This is a genomic window from Kiloniella sp., assembly GCF_965205715.1.
Taxonomy (GTDB): Bacteria; Pseudomonadota; Alphaproteobacteria; order Kiloniellales; family Kiloniellaceae; genus Kiloniella.
The window spans coordinates 1-17,541 of the sequence record NZ_CBDBHW010000008.1 but is presented as its reverse complement, the minus strand read 5'-3'; the positions used below and the strand labels follow the sequence as shown (position 1 = coordinate 17,541).

At 46.6% G+C, this 17,541-nt stretch carries 17 protein-coding genes; 6 read left to right on the top strand and 11 right to left on the bottom strand.

Features of this window, described 5'->3' with window-relative positions:
- The first annotated feature begins 84 nt into the window (after positions 1-84).
- Positions 85-1,767 carry a hypothetical protein gene (locus ACOGW3_RS08505; protein ID WP_419902575.1) on the top strand — a complete coding sequence of 561 codons (1,683 nt, stop codon included), beginning with the start codon at positions 85-87 and terminating at the stop codon, positions 1,765-1,767.
- 68 nt (positions 1,768-1,835) lie between these two features.
- Here ACOGW3_RS08505 and ACOGW3_RS08500 read toward each other — a convergent pair whose 3' ends face one another.
- Entirely contained in the window at positions 1,836-2,186 is a 351-nt protein-coding gene (locus ACOGW3_RS08500; protein ID WP_419902574.1) for a hypothetical protein, read from the bottom strand.
- A gap of 165 nt (positions 2,187-2,351) precedes the next feature.
- Between ACOGW3_RS08500 and ACOGW3_RS08495 the strand changes: the two genes are divergently transcribed.
- Positions 2,352-3,554: a phosphoglycerate kinase gene (locus ACOGW3_RS08495; RefSeq protein WP_419902573.1), complete on the top strand. Its 1,203-nt coding sequence runs from the start codon at positions 2,352-2,354 to the stop codon at positions 3,552-3,554.
- Positions 3,555-3,591: 37 nt separating this feature from the next.
- Here the strand turns inward: ACOGW3_RS08495 and ACOGW3_RS08490 are convergent, their stop codons facing one another.
- The 4 genes from ACOGW3_RS08490 to ACOGW3_RS08475 all read right to left on the bottom strand — a co-directional run bounded on the left by ACOGW3_RS08490 (position 3,592) and on the right by ACOGW3_RS08475 (position 6,674).
- Positions 3,592-3,951 carry an AzlD domain-containing protein gene (locus ACOGW3_RS08490; RefSeq protein ID WP_419902572.1) on the bottom strand — a complete coding sequence of 120 codons (360 nt, stop codon included), beginning with the start codon at positions 3,949-3,951 and terminating at the stop codon, positions 3,592-3,594.
- Positions 3,951-4,688 (bottom strand): AzlC family ABC transporter permease, encoded by a 738-nt coding sequence (locus tag ACOGW3_RS08485; protein ID WP_419902571.1) that lies wholly within the window; start codon positions 4,686-4,688, stop codon positions 3,951-3,953. The genes ACOGW3_RS08490 and ACOGW3_RS08485 overlap by 1 nt, the downstream gene beginning before the upstream one ends.
- A gap of 142 nt (positions 4,689-4,830) precedes the next feature.
- Positions 4,831-5,259, bottom strand: a complete 429-nt coding sequence (locus ACOGW3_RS08480) for a sensor histidine kinase (protein ID WP_419902570.1) — start codon at positions 5,257-5,259, stop codon at positions 4,831-4,833.
- 182 nt (positions 5,260-5,441) lie between these two features.
- The gene (locus tag ACOGW3_RS08475; protein WP_419901077.1) at positions 5,442-6,674 is read right to left on the bottom strand and encodes an ISL3 family transposase; all 1,233 of its coding nucleotides are present in this window, start codon (positions 6,672-6,674) and stop codon (positions 5,442-5,444) included.
- Here ACOGW3_RS08475 and ACOGW3_RS08470 point away from each other — a divergent pair.
- The 3 genes from ACOGW3_RS08470 to tnpA all read left to right on the top strand — a co-directional run bounded on the left by ACOGW3_RS08470 (position 6,661) and on the right by tnpA (position 9,836).
- Complete coding sequence (locus tag ACOGW3_RS08470; RefSeq protein ID WP_419902569.1) at positions 6,661-6,840, top strand: hypothetical protein; 180 nt, start codon at positions 6,661-6,663, stop codon at positions 6,838-6,840. The two genes, ACOGW3_RS08475 and ACOGW3_RS08470, sit on opposite strands and share 14 nt — an antisense overlap.
- Positions 6,841-7,114: 274 nt before the next feature.
- Positions 7,115-9,223, top strand: a complete 2,109-nt coding sequence (locus ACOGW3_RS08465) for a methyl-accepting chemotaxis protein (protein WP_419902568.1) — start codon at positions 7,115-7,117, stop codon at positions 9,221-9,223.
- Positions 9,224-9,401: 178 nt separating this feature from the next.
- Positions 9,402-9,836, top strand: a complete 435-nt coding sequence (tnpA, locus tag ACOGW3_RS08460; protein WP_419901075.1) for an IS200/IS605 family transposase — start codon at positions 9,402-9,404, stop codon at positions 9,834-9,836.
- 73 nt (positions 9,837-9,909) lie between these two features.
- Here the strand turns inward: tnpA and ACOGW3_RS08455 are convergent, their stop codons facing one another.
- Positions 9,910-10,800 (bottom strand): LysR family transcriptional regulator, encoded by an 891-nt coding sequence (locus tag ACOGW3_RS08455; protein WP_419902567.1) that lies wholly within the window; start codon positions 10,798-10,800, stop codon positions 9,910-9,912.
- A 113-nt stretch (positions 10,801-10,913) separates the two neighbouring features.
- On the opposite strand from ACOGW3_RS08455, the gene speB reads away from it, so the two are divergent.
- A complete protein-coding gene (gene speB / locus ACOGW3_RS08450; RefSeq protein ID WP_419902566.1) occupies positions 10,914-11,873 on the top strand; it encodes an agmatinase in 960 nt (319 codons plus the stop codon).
- 55 nt (positions 11,874-11,928) lie between these two features.
- Here the strand turns inward: speB and ACOGW3_RS08445 are convergent, their stop codons facing one another.
- The 5 genes from ACOGW3_RS08445 to ACOGW3_RS08425 all read right to left on the bottom strand — a co-directional run.
- Positions 11,929-12,633 (bottom strand): hypothetical protein, encoded by a 705-nt coding sequence (locus ACOGW3_RS08445; protein WP_419902565.1) that lies wholly within the window; start codon positions 12,631-12,633, stop codon positions 11,929-11,931.
- A gap of 32 nt (positions 12,634-12,665) precedes the next feature.
- Complete coding sequence (gene ftsY, locus ACOGW3_RS08440) at positions 12,666-13,613, bottom strand: signal recognition particle-docking protein FtsY (RefSeq protein ID WP_419902564.1); 948 nt, start codon at positions 13,611-13,613, stop codon at positions 12,666-12,668.
- 39 nt (positions 13,614-13,652) lie between these two features.
- Complete coding sequence (gene mtaB, locus ACOGW3_RS08435) at positions 13,653-14,960, bottom strand: tRNA (N(6)-L-threonylcarbamoyladenosine(37)-C(2))-methylthiotransferase MtaB (RefSeq protein ID WP_419902563.1); 1,308 nt, start codon at positions 14,958-14,960, stop codon at positions 13,653-13,655.
- Between the two features lie 71 nt (positions 14,961-15,031).
- The gene (locus ACOGW3_RS08430; RefSeq protein WP_419902562.1) at positions 15,032-15,904 is read right to left on the bottom strand and encodes a hypothetical protein; all 873 of its coding nucleotides are present in this window, start codon (positions 15,902-15,904) and stop codon (positions 15,032-15,034) included.
- Positions 15,905-15,912: 8 nt separating this feature from the next.
- Positions 15,913-17,541: hypothetical protein (locus ACOGW3_RS08425; protein ID WP_419902561.1), on the bottom strand; the 1,629-nt coding region annotated here is incomplete at its 5' end.

Below are 17,541 nucleotides of genomic sequence, written 5' to 3'. Positions count from 1 at the left end.
GGGTTCGTTATGGAGCTCGTTTGCCGGGCTGGAACATGTGTTCCCGTATGGACCCGGCCAGTTTGAAACAGGGAAGTATGTAGGATGAGAGCATTAAGGCGGGTTGCTGGATCGATGGTGGCCTTGTTGGCCGGCGTTAGCTCAATATCGTTAAGTGTTCAGGCGCAAGAGGTTGGCACTGAACTAGCACCAAATCAGCTTATTGCTTTCGATGGAAAAGAGTATTCTGGCGCCGCAAAGGTTTTCAGCTTGGCCGAGGGGCAACTTTATTCGTTTGTACCTTCACTTGGTGATCTTGCCGGACGCATTTCCTCATTCAAGTTAGGTTCTCAGGTTGGGGCGATTCTTTTTGAGGAACCCCTTTTCCAAACAACAGATAAATCTTGTGCACCACTACTGGGGACGCGTGAAGAGCCGCATCTCTTGTGGCAAGGCGCAACTGCGGATCTGCTGCCCTTAAAGCGTACTGGCGATACTGCATTGGCCATGCCGGCACCAAAAGATGATACCTATTCATCGATGATTGTTTATCGCCGGGATGTTGGGCCTCCTCCGGGGGTTTTGATGTTGCAGCGTTTGAATACCTATAGCCGCGGCTGTGGAAATGTTCTTGATCAATTGAACTATCGGCGTGCCTTTGTTCCTGCCTGGGATGGGGGAAAGACGGGGTATTGTCAGAATTTGGTTGGTCCTGAAACCTATGCTGGTGCGCGTGGTACTTACCGCTTTGATAACAGTGACCAATTGGTGTTTATGCACCCTGAAACCTATGATAAAGCCTATCAAACAGTTAAACATAACGTTCGGGCAACTCTGTATGATTTTCCAGATTGCCAGGGAAATCATGTCACTTTCCCATTCAAAGCAAAGAGTATTCACAAGTTCAATCTAGCTGATTACGGCTACAAGGGTCGCGCTCGTTCCGTAAAAGTTGAATATGTTTCTGGACCAGCATCATCCATGTCGAGCCTTGCTGTTGCTTCGGCAATTCCAACAACTGCTGTTGTTAAACCAGTTGTCGCTGCTCAGCCATCAACCCCAGTGGTCGCGGTACAGCCTACTACTCCAATCGCTTCTGGTGTGAAGTCCGAACCGCTGGTTAAGGCTGTTCCATCAGTGCAAAGTCAACAGGCAGCTGTTAGTCCACAAATTCAGGCGGAAGCATCTGTTCCCCAGGCATTAAAGGCACCAACTGTTGAACAGTTACCGGCAAGTCAAGTCCAAGTGCCAAACCAACAAGCACCGATATACAGTGGCGCAGATGCTGATTTGGCAGCGGCAGGAATTACCCCTGCTGGAGATGATGCTTTGATCCCGCAACCTTCAGCAACACCTGAAGGAGAGTTACAGCGGCAAGTCATTACTTCTGAATCTGAAAATCCGCTTTTCACACCTTCTTACCAACTGTTCGAAGCGCAACCTGAAACAAATGTTGCGTCTCAGTCCTTGGGAACAACAAGTGTGACGTCACAGGGGAGTTTGCCGACGGAGACTGCAGAGCAGATTGCAAGCCGCCCAGCTGGAGGGACGACTTTTGAGTACCCGGTTTATGATGCCTATCGCTTAAACTATTGCCTGACACCTGGCACCAACTGTGGAGAGCCAGCTGCGCGTGAGTGGTGCACGAAAAAAGGGTTTGGTAAGGCGTTGGCCTGGGTGCGTGATGACAATATTGGGTCCGTGTTTCCCACGATCAATATGGGATCTAAGGAAGTTTGCTCCAGCTATCGCTGTGACGGTTTTAAAGAGCTGACTTGCGGAAACTAAAATAGGTTTGTTTTCTAAGGACAGGGTCAGACGAGAGTCTGGCCCTGTTTTATTTTGTTTATAGGTTTTTATTTCCCAGAGATGGTTCTGTATATTTCTTCGACCAATAAGTTGTGTTTCGTGATTGCTTCTGGACCTTGATCTGAGCCGTCATAGAGACCCAGATCACGCAATAGAATAAAAAATCCAGGGCGGGGGACCGCAGGCTCACCTCGGCTGACGGCGAGAGGCACTAAAGATATATCCCCTTTTAAATGATCTTCCCGGAGTATGTTTTCCAAGCAATGGGTCAATTTGTGAATGACTTGCGGGCCTGGGATTTCGGCTTCAATAGCAAGCATACGGTAGCTAATTGTCGTCTTTTGCTTGGCGACATTTTCGAGAGCATTTCTTATGCGAAGTTGTAGATCTTGGTTCACGTTATGAATAACTCCAGAAATAACTTTGTACCCAGAAACCTTATAGTACAGAGAGGGGTGAAGCTGAATTCTTTCTTGAATTCAAAGAAGGGACTCTGTACCACTTCCCTTAACTAAAAAATTACCTGGGCGCCAGATGTCATACAAGAACAACAGGACGGAATCATGAGCCAGTTTAATACAATTGACGATCTTCAGTTGAGCGGTAAGCGCGCCCTCGTCCGTGTGGACTTTAATGTTCCCATACGAGATGGAAAGATCACAGATAACAGTCGCATCGTACGCGTGTTGCCAACCATTAAAGACCTGAAATCCCAAGGTGCTAAAATTGTGTTGATGGCACATTTTGGTCGTCCCAAAGGAGCAGTTGTTCCAGCCATGAGCTTGGCACCAGTTGCTAAAGGTCTTTCTGATGCGATGGGAGGTGAGAAAGTTACTTTTGCTTCTGATTGCATAGGCTCTGAAGTCGCCGCATTAATTGACCAGTTGGAAGACGGAGAAATCTTACTTCTGGAAAACCTTCGCTACCACGCTGGCGAAGAAGCAAATGATCCGATTTTTGCGCAAGAGCTTGCCAAGCTTGGTGATGTCTATATCAACGATGCTTTTTCTGCTGCGCACCGCGCCCATGCTTCTACGGAAGCTTTGGCTCGTCTGTTGCCCGCTGCCGCTGGTCGATTGATGCAAACTGAACTTGAGCATCTTGAACAGGCTTTGGGACAACCTGAACGTCCTGTGGCTGCTCTTGTCGGAGGGGCTAAGGTTTCCACCAAACTAGAGCTTCTCGGTAACCTGGTTGGAAAAGTCGATGTTCTCGTCATTGGTGGCGGCATGGCCAACACCTTCTTGAATGCCCATGGTATCGAAGTTGGGCGTTCTCTTTGTGAAGCTGATTTGGCAGATACTGCCCTTTCCATACTGAAAGAGGCCGATGCCAAAGGCTGTAAGATAATGCTGCCAAGCGATGTCGTTGTTGCTAGTGAGTTGGCGCCGGGTGCGGCCTCTTCCAATGTCTCTGCCGATGCCGTACCTGCTGATCAGATGATCTTGGATGCTGGTCAAAATGCTGCTCAAGAGATTTCAGATGAGTTGAAAGATTGTAAGACTTTGGTCTGGAATGGTCCTTTAGGTTGTTTTGAGACTGAACCTTTCGATTTCGCAACCAATGCGGTTGCCCGCTCCGCTGCTGACCTGACAAAAGATGGTTCTCTTTTGACAGTCGCAGGAGGGGGGGACACCGTTGCAGCACTTATCCATGCCGGCGTTGCTGAAGATTTCACATATATTTCGACAGCTGGCGGTGCATTCCTAGAGTGGCTTGAAGGAAAAACACTACCAGGTGTGAAGGCCCTTCAAGACGCAGCATAATACTGGACCTGTATAGATACTTATAAAACTGGGCTTCTCAAAGAGGGCCCAGTTTTGCCATCAAAATCAGTGCCGCCGCACCAGAGGCGACGCCAGCGAGTAAATTTTTCCGGGTTAGAAAAAAGACGGCGAGCGATATGATTGTGGCCCCGGAGCGTTGGCTCAATCCAAGCTCTGCCAAGGGGCCTATGGGTAAGAGTATCATTCGTGCAATCAGCCCGGCCAAAAGTGCATAGGCGACACAGGTAACCCATCTAAAAAGGGCTGAGTCCTTATCTATCTTTCCTGATACCGCTACACCAAGACCACGCCAGAAATAAGTGACGGCTGCTGCTATGGAGAGCGCGGACATTGGGGCCATAAATTCGGGTGTGAAAAAATCTTGGAAGCCAGCCATCAGATCCGCTTTCCTTTTGGAAAGTACTCACTGACGATAAAGGCGATTGTACCGGCAAACAGGCCGGTTATCAGCAAGCTCCAATCAGGTGTTACAAGGAAAGTGAGGGGGCCAAGGATTGCTCCTAAAATAAGGGCGATTGGGCGTCCGGGTTGGCTGAAGTCCGCTAAAAAAACCAACATGAAATATACCGGATTAAGAAAAACCAACCCCATTGTCACCTCAGCTGGTAAGACATCTGGCAGGTAAAACCCTATCCACGTTGAGAGCATACATACGCTCCAAAGAGGGATCGTGAAGCCCGCGAAATACGGAAGCCGTTGTTCTACAGGTAATTTGGGGCACTGTTTCATCGCCGCTGCCCAGCCGGTTACCGCGATGAAGTTACTGAGAAAGTAATAGGCTATCCGGGGAGATGTTTTATTACGAATATGGGGCATTAATACTATTGTCATGGGCATCAGTCGGCAGTTGATCAACGCAACTGCTGCGGCAATGACAAACAAAGATGCATCAATAGCATAGAGTTCCATTGTGGCTATTTGTCCTGGAACGGCCCAGTTTATACCCGTGGAAATTAGGGCATGCCATATCTCCAAGCCTGTTTCACTAACCAATGCCCCAAAACCCATATAAGTACAGCCAAGGATCAGCGCTGGGATTGCAAGTGCGTCCTTACAGCCTTTTATATAGGCACCTTTTATGGAGCCGAAATTATCCTGGGAATGGCTTTGCATGTTTGGAAAAGGACTCCGGAAGGAAATGGAGACTAAAACCTAGCACAGCCATTTTGTCGACGGCAGACTTATTCCCTTTGGACAGCCAAAAAATATTGCGGCGCAACAAAGATCATGGAGTGTCGTAAAAATCAGGCTATATTTATGAGGATAATATCCGGGAGCCAGGAAGGACACACTTTACCGTTGTTCCCTTGCCAGGCGCACTCGTCATAGAAAGATCTCCACCGTGAAGGCGGACAAGTCCTAATGCTAGAGGGAGACCCAGGCCAGTACCATCGAACTGTCTACTGAGAGTGCTGTCAATTTGGGCAAAGGGTTCAAAGGCTTTTGGGATGTCCTCTTCGGACATGCCGATGCCAGTATCCATGATAATAAATTCAAAATCACCGTCATCATTGACGCCACCAGCCAATTCGACGATACCGCCAGATGGCGTAAACTTGACCGCATTGGCCAGGATGTTGATTAAAACCTGCTTCATTTTACGTTGATCGGCATGGATCATCGGCAGCTTTGACGGCAGGGATAGTTTTAGTTTAAGTCCTGCATTTTCTGCACGCTCAATCATCAAACGTTGAACGGAAACGGCCAGTTTGAGCGGGTCTGTTGTGTCTTCAAGCAGCTCTAGCTTTCCAGCCTCAATTTTTGCAACATCAAGAATGTCATTGATGACGCTAAGTAAGTGGCGAGCAGAGGCATGTATATCGTGAGAGTATTCGTGATGGCACTTCTCCGCTTTGTTGAGTAGATTTAGGATTTCAAATAGAGCATAGATTGATTATCTGGAATGGATGATTGTCTAATTTTGAGTTTGAAGTATTCGGTATCCTTGATGCCTCTGGCTCGCTTACGGATCATTCCTATACTGACATTACCAGCCTCTATCCTGGCGCTTGTGAGCTTGTGTTTGGCGTAGTTGCAGATGCCCACACAATGTTTCCGTAGGGATTTCGCGAACTTTTTTAGATAGAGCATCTGTGACTGATCTGCTATCAGGCACCAACGTTCCAGTTGCTCCGCCATCGCCTCAAATGAAGCGGCACTCCACAGCAGCTGAAGCTGTTCTTTCAAGACGTAAAGTGCATTCAGGTTGCTATTGCTCTCCAGCAACCTTTGCAGCTTGTCACTTTGTTTTTCACTCAACTTATCCGCATTTTTGAGCAACAGATAATGTGTCCCTTTCATCAACTCTTTACCACTTGGATCGGCCTTTCTGAACTCAAGTCGACGCTGATTATGGATAGCTTTGCTGTAGTTTTTCATGACGTGGAAACGGTCAAATACTATGTCGGCCAACGGCAATGACTCTCTGACAGCCTTTTGGTAGGCAGGCCCCATATCCATCGCTACGGCCTTTATTTTGCAGGCTGTATCTGGTTGCAGTTGTTTCAAAAACCTTGAAAAAACCTCGGCAGTTCGGCCTGCTTCAACCCAGATCAGATGACCGCCAACCATATCGTAGACCACCGTCATGTAGTCATGACCTTTCGCCCGGGCAACTTCATCTACACCAATATATTCCAAGCCAGTTAGCTCTGCAGGATCAAGCGTAGGGAGAGTTTCAATAAGGTATGCCCTGTCGATATTCTTGACCGTTTCCCATCGTATATCCAAATGTCTGGAAACCGCTTGAATAGACATATGCCGACATAATCCACTGATCAGTCGGCAAAATCGGTGAGTGAAACGGCACCCTTTATCAACAAAATCACACCCCTCAATGCGGCGTTCGCCCTTGTTAATATAAACCTGCGCCAGCTCAATCTCGACCACACAAGGATACCCAAAAAGGGGGATGTCGTTTACTTGTCGGCGGACATGCTGGTTGATGCTTCCCTTCTGGCCTGTAGCAGGGTCTATAGCCCTCCTACGCGCGTCTCGGCTGCAGTGAATGACAATCTTAACACCGCCGTCATCCAGTTTAATTTCATTTACACGTTGCCCTTTGAGGCCTAAAATATGCTGCGAGATGTTGATTGTCATATACCTGCTCTATGTAAAGTTATCAGAAACCATACATATCAACAGGTTACTTGGCGGTCGGCATCTTTTTCTACTCAACAAAGCGGAGAAGAGCCAAAAAATTAAAGATCTAACTGCGTTTCCACCCTTTACAAATCCCACAGGGGAAGACGGGTTTATTGCCTAACTAACGTACTGGTGAGGTCATGCGTGATATGATGATCCCCTGATTTGGGCAATGCTTGAATTCATATAGATTTTTTTGATGAATACTATTGGTGCAAACAATATTACGTCTTTTTTGTAGTAAATCTATAAAGTGACTTTCATATAAGTTGCTTTATTTTAGATAATTTTCATTTTTAGAGTAATTGTTAGTTACTTGTTAAAGTATAGGGCCCTACCTTCCTTAACGTCAGGAGAATTAGTTAGCTTAAAGTCCCGCGGTATGGAGTGAGTAAATGTTGTCTAGAGCCCTTACAATTCGCAATAGTTTGTATGCTGTTGCGTTGATTTTGACTGGTCTTGTGATCTATCAAGCAGCCAGTTCCTTTCTTCAGGATTGGAAAGACTATCAGGATGCCCAGGCAACACTTGAATATAATCGTGTCGAAGGGCAATTAATTACGGCAGCAAAATATTGGGCAGAAGAACGGGCGCTATCTTCTGTTGCAATTGCTTCGAGTAAAGAGATTACGCCCCCTGAGCAGCAAGCCATTAATTCAGCCCGTGCCAAAGCTGATGAAAATTATTTGCAAGCAATAGCGTGGCTAGAAAATAATGCTGCTATTGCAAATAAGGAAGCTGTAATCCAGAAAGTTCAGGATGTACACACAGCGCTTCTGACAATCCGGCCTGGGATCGATACGTATGTATCAGTTCCAAAGTTTCAGCGTGATCGTAAGGTTGGTACTGCAGCGGAGCCCGCTATCACTGGAATGATTATGGCGTCGAAGGAACTCCGCGAACGAGCTGCTTTTAACCCAGAAAAATCCGGCGCTGATTTCAATACTGTCCAGCAATTAAAAGACAGCGCCTGGATCATGAGTGAGTACGCCAGTCGTGAAAAGGCTGGTTTAGCCTATGCAATTTCTAAAAAAGTGAAGTTGCGTGGAACCCGTCTCAAGAATTTTTATACTGATCGTGGCCGTCTAGAGATCGCATGGCAGGACTTTTTGGCTTATGGCGAAACCGTAAATGCATCGAACGAAATATCAGATGTCATCAAAGGTCTAGGTGGCACGTTCTTTAATCCCGATGATTATCAGGGCTTAAGAGAAAGCGTATATAAAAAAGGTATTCGTGGTGACGACTACCCGATGGATGAGGCAACTTGGTCGAAGACGTCGGAAGCTTCAATCGCTCCGATCTGGACATTGGTTGATCTGACAACTGCAAGTTCTGTTGCTCTGGCGAACGCTGCTGCGGCTGATAGCTGGAATAGAATGATCGCTGCGGCGGTTATTCTTTCCATTGGGGTGGCTGCGGGATTGCTTTCTTTTTGGATTGTTACTGTACGTGTGATCTTGCCTGTGAAATCCATCACGTCATCCATGCAAGAGTTAGTGGATGGCAACCTAGAAGCTGAAATTCGAGGCGCGAACGGGCATGATGAGATTGCTGAAATGGCCCGTGCTGTTCTTGTCTTCCGGGATAATGCAGCAGAGGTGAAAAAGCTGGAAGACGAACATGCTGCCGTCGCCAAGCGTAACGAAGATGAAAAGCGTCAGGCCATGATTGATTTGGCCGATCGTTTTGAGAATGAAGTCAAAGGTATTGTACAAACGGTCTCTTCTGCGGCAACGGAAATGCGGAGTACTTCTGAGGGTATGCAATCAACAGCCGGGAATACTTCACAACAGGCTGTTGCTGTTACCTCTGCGTCGGAAAATGCCTCTGGTAACGTGCAGACCGTTGCTGCGGCAGCTGAAGAACTTTCCAGTTCCATCAATGAGATCAGTCGTCAGGTGAGCCAATCCACGGTTATCGCCAGCGATGCTGTCGATAGAGCCGACGATGCTAATCAACAGGTCTCCGGGCTTCTTGATGCTTCAACTAAGATCGGGGAAGTTATCAAACTAATCTCTGATATTGCAGAGCAAACCAATCTTTTGGCGTTAAATGCAACCATTGAAGCCGCACGGGCTGGAGATGCCGGAAAGGGATTTGCGGTTGTTGCCAGTGAAGTGAAAAACCTTGCAACCCAAACAGCAAAAGCGACGGAAGATATTGCTCAGCAGATTACAGGTATTCAAGGGGCCACAGACACGGCGGCTGAATCGATTGGTAAGATTACCGGCACGATTGAGCAAATCAATGAGATTACGTCCTCTGTGGCTGCCGCTGTAGAAGAACAAGGAGCGGCTACTCTGGAGATATCCCGAAATGTTCAAGAAGCGGCTGTTGCGACGGGAGAAGTTTCGTCGACGATATCAGATGTTACCAGCGGTGTAGAGGAAACTGGCCGAGCGGCTCAAGATGTCCTCGGGGCTGCGTCTGAACTTTCCAAGCAATCCGAAATGCTCAATGCTCAGGTAGATGATTTTATTCATCAGATCAGAGAAGCTTAAACTCCTTACCTGTTGAACTTATAGAAAGCCCCAAGATTTCTGCTCAGGAGATTTTGGGGCTTTTGTTTAATTTAATCCGGTAAACCCCCGGCTATGCCGGGGGACTCTCAATGGTTTGACCGTTCCCACGGTCTTACATTTCTTTGTTTATTGACCAAAATAACAAAGGAATTAGCCGATGAGAGATTACAAAAGCCTTGCACATACGAGATGGGATTGTAAATACCACGTGGTTTTCATCCCTAAACGCAGGAAAAAAGTTATCTATGGCAACCTACGTCAGTATCTTGGTGAAATTTTCCATGAACTGGCCGGGCATCGCGAAAGTAAGATTGAGGAGGGCCATTTGATGCCGGATCACATTCACATGTGTATCAGCATACCGCCCAAACATGCTGTTTCAAAAGTCGTTGGATACCTAAAAGGAAAAAGCGCGATTGCCATAGCTCGAAAATTCAAAAATAAAGCACGGAATTTCAAGGGTGAAAATTTTTGGGCCCGTGGATATTTCGTCTCAACTGTAGGGCTCGATGAACAGATGGTGAGGGAGTATATCAGAACGCAAGAAGAGCGTGATAAGTACTTTGACCAAATGGATATATTCAATCCATAACCGCTTTAGCGGTTCCCAATTTGCCCCTTTAAGGGGCTCACCCGCTTAAGCCCCCGGCTTTGCCGGGGGTCATTTAACTTGATTTAAGAGCCTTGAGAAAGGCACGTTGCACTGGTGAAGGGTGCGTTCCAGCACGTGAAGCGATTTCAAAAGTAGATATATAGCTCTGGCTATGGGGGCAAAGTGCTTTAATCTCACCAGATTTCACCCACTTTTCCGCATAGTGGTCAGGAAGATGGGCAAGGAAATGCCCTGACAAAACCAAATAAACCAATCCCTCCATGTGGTAGGAAATTGCACCAGAAGACGTGGTTTTCAAGTTTGAAGGATGAGGCCGTCCAGCGGTATAGCCCCTTTGGGCAACCTTGAATTCTTTTAAGTCAACGGCCTCGAGTTCTTTATCTGTTTTGTTGTATAGGGGGTGGCGGGACCCGCAATAAAGGCTCTGTCTTTCTTCAAATAAGGGCTGATAATTGATGCCTTGAAGATGCCTGGGGAAGGCGCCGATGACGATATCTAGGCGCTGATCCAGTAATTCTCTTTCAAGCAGGTTTGGGGACAGAACGTTGATCAAAACCTCGATCTCACCTTCCAGGCTAAAGAGCCTGTCGAGCGCTTGGGTGATCGGAGAAGAGGGGTGAGTGACAAGGTTATCTGCAAATCCGAGAGATAATTTACCGCTGAGCTCTTGCCTTAAATCGTAAACCTCACTGTTGAAGCCATCGATCTGCCTGAACAGGGTTTGGGCGGCCTTATAGATGCGCTCTCCATCTTCAGTTAAGGAGAACCCGCTTCGGCCTCGTTGGCATAGCCGAAGACCAAGGCGGGTTTCCAAATCTGACATCTGGGTGCTGATAGTTGAGACGCTGATATTGAGTTCTGCTTGAGCAGGCGAAAACCCTCTGCAATCTGCAACGGTTAAAAACACTCGTAATTGTCTGAGATCTATTGTGTCCAGCTGCATGGAGAGGTCTCTTATAAAGTTTGAATTTTATCAAAGTAACATTCATTACATTTGAATTTATAGAAATTTAAAAATGATCAAAACTAAAGAATGTGATTTTTTGGAGATTTGAAATGAGCGACGATACTGTGCTTCCGCCCGACGGGATGGATCTGCCACGTTTTAGCGGCATTGCGACCTTTATGCGGTTGCCCCATGTAACTGAATTTGAAGGGTATGACATTGGCATAATTGGTATACCGTGGGACGCTGGGGTAACGAATCGCCCAGGGACCCGGCATGGCCCTCGCCAATTGCGTGATATGTCCAGTCTTATACGTCGCTATAACGGCGCAACGTGGGTTGCTCCTTTTGATGACTGTAAGATTGCTGATTTTGGCGATGTGAAGGTGAACCCGGTTGATCTGGACATGACCATGCAACGGGTTACGGAATTTATGGCGGGAATTCGTAACGCGGGTGTTATGCCAATGGTCGCAGGGGGTGACCATATGATCTCGCTACCAATTTTAAGAGGGTTGGTCGGGGATAGCGGTCCTGTCGGGATGGTCCATTTTGATGCGCACATGGATGTTAATGATAGTTATTTCGGTGGTAGCAAGCTGACACATGGGACACCTTTTCGCCGAGCAATCGAAGAAAATCTTCTCGACCCCAAAAGGGTTGTTCAGGTCGGTATCAGAGGGTCGCGATATGACCGTTCTGACGAGGAATATGCCAAAGAAGTGGGTATTCGCGTAATTACGATCGAAGAATATTATGATCTCGGTATAAAAAAGGTCATTGAGGAAATTCATCGCGTTGTTGGAGATCAACGAACTTATGTAACTTTCGACATTGACTGTCTCGACCCAAGCTATGCTCCAGGTACGGGAACCCCGGAAATTGGGGGATACACTCCTTTTGATGCTCAAGTCATGATCCGAAGCTTGGGAGATTTAAATTTAATTGGGGCAGATTTGGTTGAGGTTTCTCCTCCATTCGATCAGTCAGGTGGCACTGCGATAGTTGGAGTAAATTTAATGTTTGAGCTAATTTGTGTGTTATCTCAAGCGAGATGTCGCCAGAGATAATAGGCATTGATTTTTATCGTTTGCAAAGGAGGCGGATTTGTTTTGAATCTGCTTCCTATTCACCAGCAAAAGCTAAGCGATATTGTTTCATCAATAATCTGGTTAGTTGCCACCCTTGAAGTGCCTGTTGACGTGTGCCATCTCCACAAGAGGTATTCGGCTCGTTACTTGTCTCTTGATAGGCTTTTGAAATGGCATCAGTGCCAACCTTATCAGTATAAATTTCTTCGAAGCTTTTTGTCAGTGCCTCCAGTCCTACGTTGAGCTGTTCATCATATTCCGGCAGGAGGTGCTTACAAACTGCATTTATACCTGCAGCAGATGCCACGATGATTAAGCGTTCCTGATCAAATACTTGATCACTGACATTTGGCTCAAAAACTTGCCCGGTTAACTTCTGATTTAAATCGCGTGCTCTTTGTAAGGAGCGTTCTATAAATTCTTGAGATTCAGCGTCACATTTGAAGCGCTCATCTCTGGATGTTTGCAGTGCGCTTCCCCGAACCATGTTTAGAACAGGAGCGCCTGAGAATACCTTGTTGAGAGCTGCATCCAGCATATATTGTTGCCAGTAATATTCTCTAGTCGCTAAGGGCGATAATAAGAGGCAGCGTTCTTCCAAGGCGATGCCAGTGGCAATCTTCCCATATTCCTGTATCACTTCGTTGGAATTAAGCTTCTTTGATTCTTCTGCGTAACTGGGGGCAAATGCAGTCAAGGCAAGAGCGCAGATAAAAGATACTCCGGAAACAATTTTCATTACAGAAACCCTTGCCATCAAAAAATACTCGACTAGTTAGATGAACTTTCAAGGCCCATTAAGGATCGAGAGAAGTCTTTGGCGGTAAAGGGGCGTAAATCATCCGCGGTTTCACCAACCCCGATAGCATGAACGGGAAGTCCGAACTTTTCTGCGAGAGCAACAAGAATTCCACCGCGGGCAGAGCCATCTAGCTTGGTGACAACTAGGCCTGAAATATCAACTAGCTCCTTGAACGTGCCTACTTGAGATACAGCATTTTGGCCTGTGGTTGCATCTAGCACCAAAACCGTGTCATGTGGCGCCGTTTCATCTAGCTTTCTAATGACGCGAATGACTTTCTGTAGCTCAGACATAAGGTCTGATTTATTGTGTAGGCGTCCAGCTGTGTCGATCAAGACAACATCAGCATTTTCGGACCGGGCACGTTCAATCGCTTCATAAGCAAGGCCGGCGGCATCTGCACCGGTTTCTTTGGCTACGACTGGGCACCCGGTACGCTCACCCCAGATTTTGAGCTGTTCAACAGCTGCAGCGCGGAAGGTGTCTCCGGCGGCCAACATAACCTTTAGTCCTTGCGCTTTGTATTGAGTTGCAAGTTTACCAATAGTCGTGGTTTTACCGCTGCCGTTAACCCCAACCACCAATATGACGTGAGGTGGTTTCGCCCGATCAATTTCTAATGGTTTTGCAATCGGTTCAAGAATTTCTTGGATATCAGCTGCGAGAGCCTCTGATATCTCCCGGGGCTCGATATCTTTATTGAAACGTGTTTTTGCGAGATTAGCTGTAAGCTTGGCCGCTGTCGCAACACCGAGATCTGAGGTGATCAGAAGATCTTCTAATTCTTCGATACTTTCATCGTCGAGCTTCTTCTTGGTAAAAATGCCCCCAATGCCATCGCCGAGTTTCGAAGACGAACGGCTAAGTCCCGCCTTTAGACGTGAAAACCAACCACCTTTTTTGTTTTCGTCACTCATTCTGGAACCGTTCTTTATCAGGAGCTGTTAGGTTTGTTGTTATTGAGCTGCGTATTTTGCCCTGGCGTCATCGGCAGCTTTTGTACCAAGTGGATAGGCAAGGAGTTTGCCATCGCGAACATCGGCAATATAGACAGGGACGACTTCACCAGTAAGATCACCTTCAAGGGCTTCAATCTGCACCTGAGCATAATGCTCACTCCGCCCAAAGCCATTTTTCTCGATCAGGACTTGAGCTGTTGTACCAATTCGGCTCTCCATGAACCTCTGTTCTGAAATTTCCCCAGCACTACGTAGGCGCCCAGCTCTTTGCTTACGGATGTTACCGGGAACTTGAGGCATCTTGGCAGCGGGTGTTCCGGGTCTTTCTGAATAAGGAAAGACATGGAGATAAGTAAGGTTTAGCTCGTTGACCAGATTGTATGTATTTTCGAACATTTCATCAGTTTCTGTTGGGAAACCGGCAATGATGTCAGCACCAAAAACCACATCCGGGCGTAGGGCGCGGGCGCGCTCAACCATTTCTACGACATGACGTCGGAGGTGTCTTCGTTTCATCCGTTTGAGCACCATATCATCCCCTGCTTGTAGGGAAATATGAAGGTGCGGCATTATCCGTGGCTCTTCTCCAAACAGGCGATAGGTATCCTCATCGATCTCAACGGGATCTAGAGACGAAAGCCTGAGGCGTTTTAGTTCTGGAACTTGAGCCAAAAGACGTTTTGTCATCTGACCAAGTGTTGGAGTGCCTGGTAGGTCTAAACCGTAGTCGGTAATATCAACACCTGTTAGAACAACTTCTTTAACGCCATTGTTGACCAGTAATCTTACCTGCTCGGTGATGGCCCCAATGGGAACGGATCTGTTGTTGCCCCGACCAAAAGGAATAATGCAGAAAGTGCAGCGATGATTACAACCTTGCTGGATCTGTACGAAGGCTCGGGTGTGTTCTTCGAAGCCGTGAACCAGATGTGCCGCGGTTTCTTTCGCTTCCATGATGTCGTTGACAGCAACGGATGCATTTTCGCCGAGGTTAAAGCTCTCGCGCTTTAACTTTTCTTCGTTGCCCATGACGTGATCAACTTCTTCCATGCCAGCGTAGAGTTCTGGGCTGATCTGGGCGGCGCAACCGGTTACAATGATTTTGGCATCAGGATTGTTGCGGCGAGCCTTTCGAATGCTTTGACGTGCTTGCCGCTCCGCTTCTGTCGTGACGGCGCAGGTATTGAAGATGATGGTGTCTGACAATCCTGCCTCGCGCGCATGCTGACGCATCACCTCAGACTCATAGGTGTTGAGGCGGCAACCAAAAGTGACGATCTTCGGGTCTGTCAGGAGCTTTGTCATTTCGGTGTTATGGACTATCAAAAAGCCCTTGTCCAGCCACGCTTACGCAGGGCTGATATGATGGCTGAAAATTACTCTGAATTTTGTGATATCAATTGCGGGCCGGATTTTATGCGTTGTTGAATATAGTTCCAGATCTTTGGGGTTTCTTTTTTTCTAAAACAACGGCTCCAAGGGTATTCATGTGCTTCAGAGGTGCCACACTCTTCAGGCTTTTGAATATACAAATCGATATTTTTCATTTTTCTCATGAATTCAAGGTCTTCTGGTGGTGCATAAGTGTCCCCTTCAAAAGCGTAAACAAGGCCTTCTTTTCGAGAAGCTTTTTCTATACCGGCTTTCCAGGCGTCATAATGAGGCGCGTATAATTTTGAAGTTCGGCTTTTGCCAGTATAGGCGAAGCCATAGCCCGGGGCTGAAACAACATACCCGTTAAATGTTTCGGGAATGTCAGCGGCAGCGATTAAGGTTGTCGATGCCCCGCCTGAGTGACCAAGTAGAAACGTTCGGTTAGCGGAAATGCCGTGTTCTCTGAAAATACTAAGAATGCGCCCAATCTCACTGCTACGGCGAAAGTAGCGTGCCTGATTGGGGGCGCCCCCACTGCCCACACCGATTTCTTGTGAGCACAGGTAATAAATAACTGCTTGGGAATGTTGCCGAACAATTGCTCTGGCGTATGAGGGGATGGAGCTGGGAAAACATTTTTGACCAATCCCACTATTTGTGGTGCCGTGATTGTAGATAAAGAGAATGGTCTTTTCTGGATTGCGAATGTTGCGATTTAATGCTTTCTCAAAATCATCTTTCCTGACGGCTTCAAAATCATCCCCAACTGCAAAAGCTCCGTGAGGGTCCTCGATCTTAATAGGTTTTGTGCTTTGGCAAGCGGTAAGAAGAAAGAGGCCAAGCAAAAGAAGTAGGCGGTGTTTTATCGCTTTCATGATGAGGTTTACGACGAAGGTTGTTGATGAGGTTGTTTCAGGCTTTCTCGAACAAATTGTATGATATTATTTTTGTTCATGTCGTAGAAACAATTACCATTGTAATCAACTTTTTGGCTGTTATCGCATGAGCCACTAATAACAAATGACCAGCGATTTTTCCTCGCAACGTTCTTCAGTGGACTGCCCTTCAGCAACTCCTGTTTTGAATAAACGAGGCCTGGCGCATTACTAGCGATTCTTCTCGCTTCGGCTTGGTCTTTGATAAGTGCATCAACCTTGTCAAAGAATGCGTGAGGTCGTTTTAGAAGAGTATCTCGGTCAGGAAATAGAGAAATATGGCTGTTGAATTTATTTCCGAATTCTAAGGCTGCCAGGATATTTGTCGTAGCGCCATAATTATCCCCAACGAGAAAGATATTCTCAGGCTTTACTTTCTTATCTTTAAGTTTGTTGAGCAGTGATTTTAACTCTGACAGTCTGGTTTTTTGGCGAATAGCGTCCGTCGTATCATCGTTAAGCGATTTTACAGTTTCTGGAGCGCAAAAGCTGTAGGCCAGATAGCGAGTGTTCAGTTCAATTAGATTGCGAAGATAGAAGGGTAAGTTTGTTGGGTCGCATCTGTTTGAATGTCCATTGTTGGTTAGGTCATGATTGTAAACGAAAACGACTGTTTTGTTGGGGGCGCGGTTATTAAAAGCGATTGAAAATTTCTTATTAAAAGTTTGATCTGTTGGGTAATTTCCAAAATGTTTTCGGTAGGGGTTATCTCTTGGCGTATAGAAAATTCCATGTTTAGGATGATCAATATTTTTTATTTTGGCTTTTGCATAAGTTTTAGCTCCAGAGAGCTTTAGCCGGTTCTTTTGAATGTAGGTAAGGATGTCCTGGGTTTGGCTTTTTATGAAACACTTCGTCCAAGGGTATGCATGGATTTGCTCAATCCCACATCCGGGATCCGTTTTATTAGAAAGTACGCGGTAGTCGATATTCTTCATGGATGTCATGAAGTCCAGATCCTTTGCAGGTGAATATATGTCACCTGGAAAGGCATATACGATGCCCTTGGCTTCTTTTCCTCTTTGGATCACGGTCTTCCAATTCTCGTATAAGGTGCCGTAATTTAGGCCTTGTCGAGTATTGCGGAGGTACGCATATCCATAACCGGGAGCCGTTACAATAAAACGGTTAAATTTTTCAGGCGTTCTACTGGCTGCCATCAGGCTAGATGACGCGCCGCCAGAATGGCCCATCAAAAAGATGTTATCCTTTGGAATGCCGAGATCTTGAAATTTATCAGCCAGTTTAGCAATCTCGATCCCCCTTTTGTAGTGGACCTGATTGACGATACTATCCCCTGAATTACCGCCAGATTCCTGCGAGCAAAAATAGTAAGCTATGATATTGGGATCTTTGTATGTCAAAAGTCGCACATAGCTAGGCATCCAGTCGGTTTGACATTTCTGGTGAATACCTGAGCTGATGGTGCCATGATTGTAAATCAGGAGTGTTGTATCGCGTAACTCTCTATTGGTAAGGACATTTTCCGTATCAGATGCAAACTGGCTGAGTGACCCTGTATAGGTAATATCGCCACCAACATAGTAGGCGCCATGAGGCTTTTCTGACGAAACACT

Coding starts and splice junctions, on each gene's coding strand:
- speB (WP_419902566.1), top strand. CDS start 10,914: ATGAGCGACGATACTGTGCTTCCGCCCGACGGGATGGATCTGCCACGT.
- ACOGW3_RS08430 (WP_419902562.1), bottom strand. CDS start 15,904: ATGAAAGCGATAAAACACCGCCTACTTCTTTTGCTTGGCCTCTTTCTT.
- ACOGW3_RS08480 (WP_419902570.1), bottom strand. CDS start 5,259: ATGATTGAGCGTGCAGAAAATGCAGGACTTAAACTAAAACTATCCCTG.
- ACOGW3_RS08475 (WP_419901077.1), bottom strand. CDS start 6,674: ATGACAATCAACATCTCGCAGCATATTTTAGGCCTCAAAGGGCAACGT.
- ACOGW3_RS08455 (WP_419902567.1), bottom strand. CDS start 10,800: ATGCAGCTGGACACAATAGATCTCAGACAATTACGAGTGTTTTTAACC.
- tnpA (WP_419901075.1), top strand. CDS start 9,402: ATGAGAGATTACAAAAGCCTTGCACATACGAGATGGGATTGTAAATAC.
- ACOGW3_RS08490 (WP_419902572.1), bottom strand. CDS start 3,951: ATGGCTGGCTTCCAAGATTTTTTCACACCCGAATTTATGGCCCCAATG.
- ACOGW3_RS08505 (WP_419902575.1), top strand. CDS start 85: ATGAGAGCATTAAGGCGGGTTGCTGGATCGATGGTGGCCTTGTTGGCC.
- ACOGW3_RS08445 (WP_419902565.1), bottom strand. CDS start 12,633: ATGAAAATTGTTTCCGGAGTATCTTTTATCTGCGCTCTTGCCTTGACT.
- mtaB (WP_419902563.1), bottom strand. CDS start 14,960: ATGACAAAGCTCCTGACAGACCCGAAGATCGTCACTTTTGGTTGCCGC.
- ACOGW3_RS08495 (WP_419902573.1), top strand. CDS start 2,352: ATGAGCCAGTTTAATACAATTGACGATCTTCAGTTGAGCGGTAAGCGC.
- ACOGW3_RS08485 (WP_419902571.1), bottom strand. CDS start 4,688: ATGCAAAGCCATTCCCAGGATAATTTCGGCTCCATAAAAGGTGCCTAT.
- ACOGW3_RS08465 (WP_419902568.1), top strand. CDS start 7,115: ATGTTGTCTAGAGCCCTTACAATTCGCAATAGTTTGTATGCTGTTGCG.
- ACOGW3_RS08470 (WP_419902569.1), top strand. CDS start 6,661: ATGTTGATTGTCATATACCTGCTCTATGTAAAGTTATCAGAAACCATA.
- ftsY (WP_419902564.1), bottom strand. CDS start 13,613: ATGAGTGACGAAAACAAAAAAGGTGGTTGGTTTTCACGTCTAAAGGCG.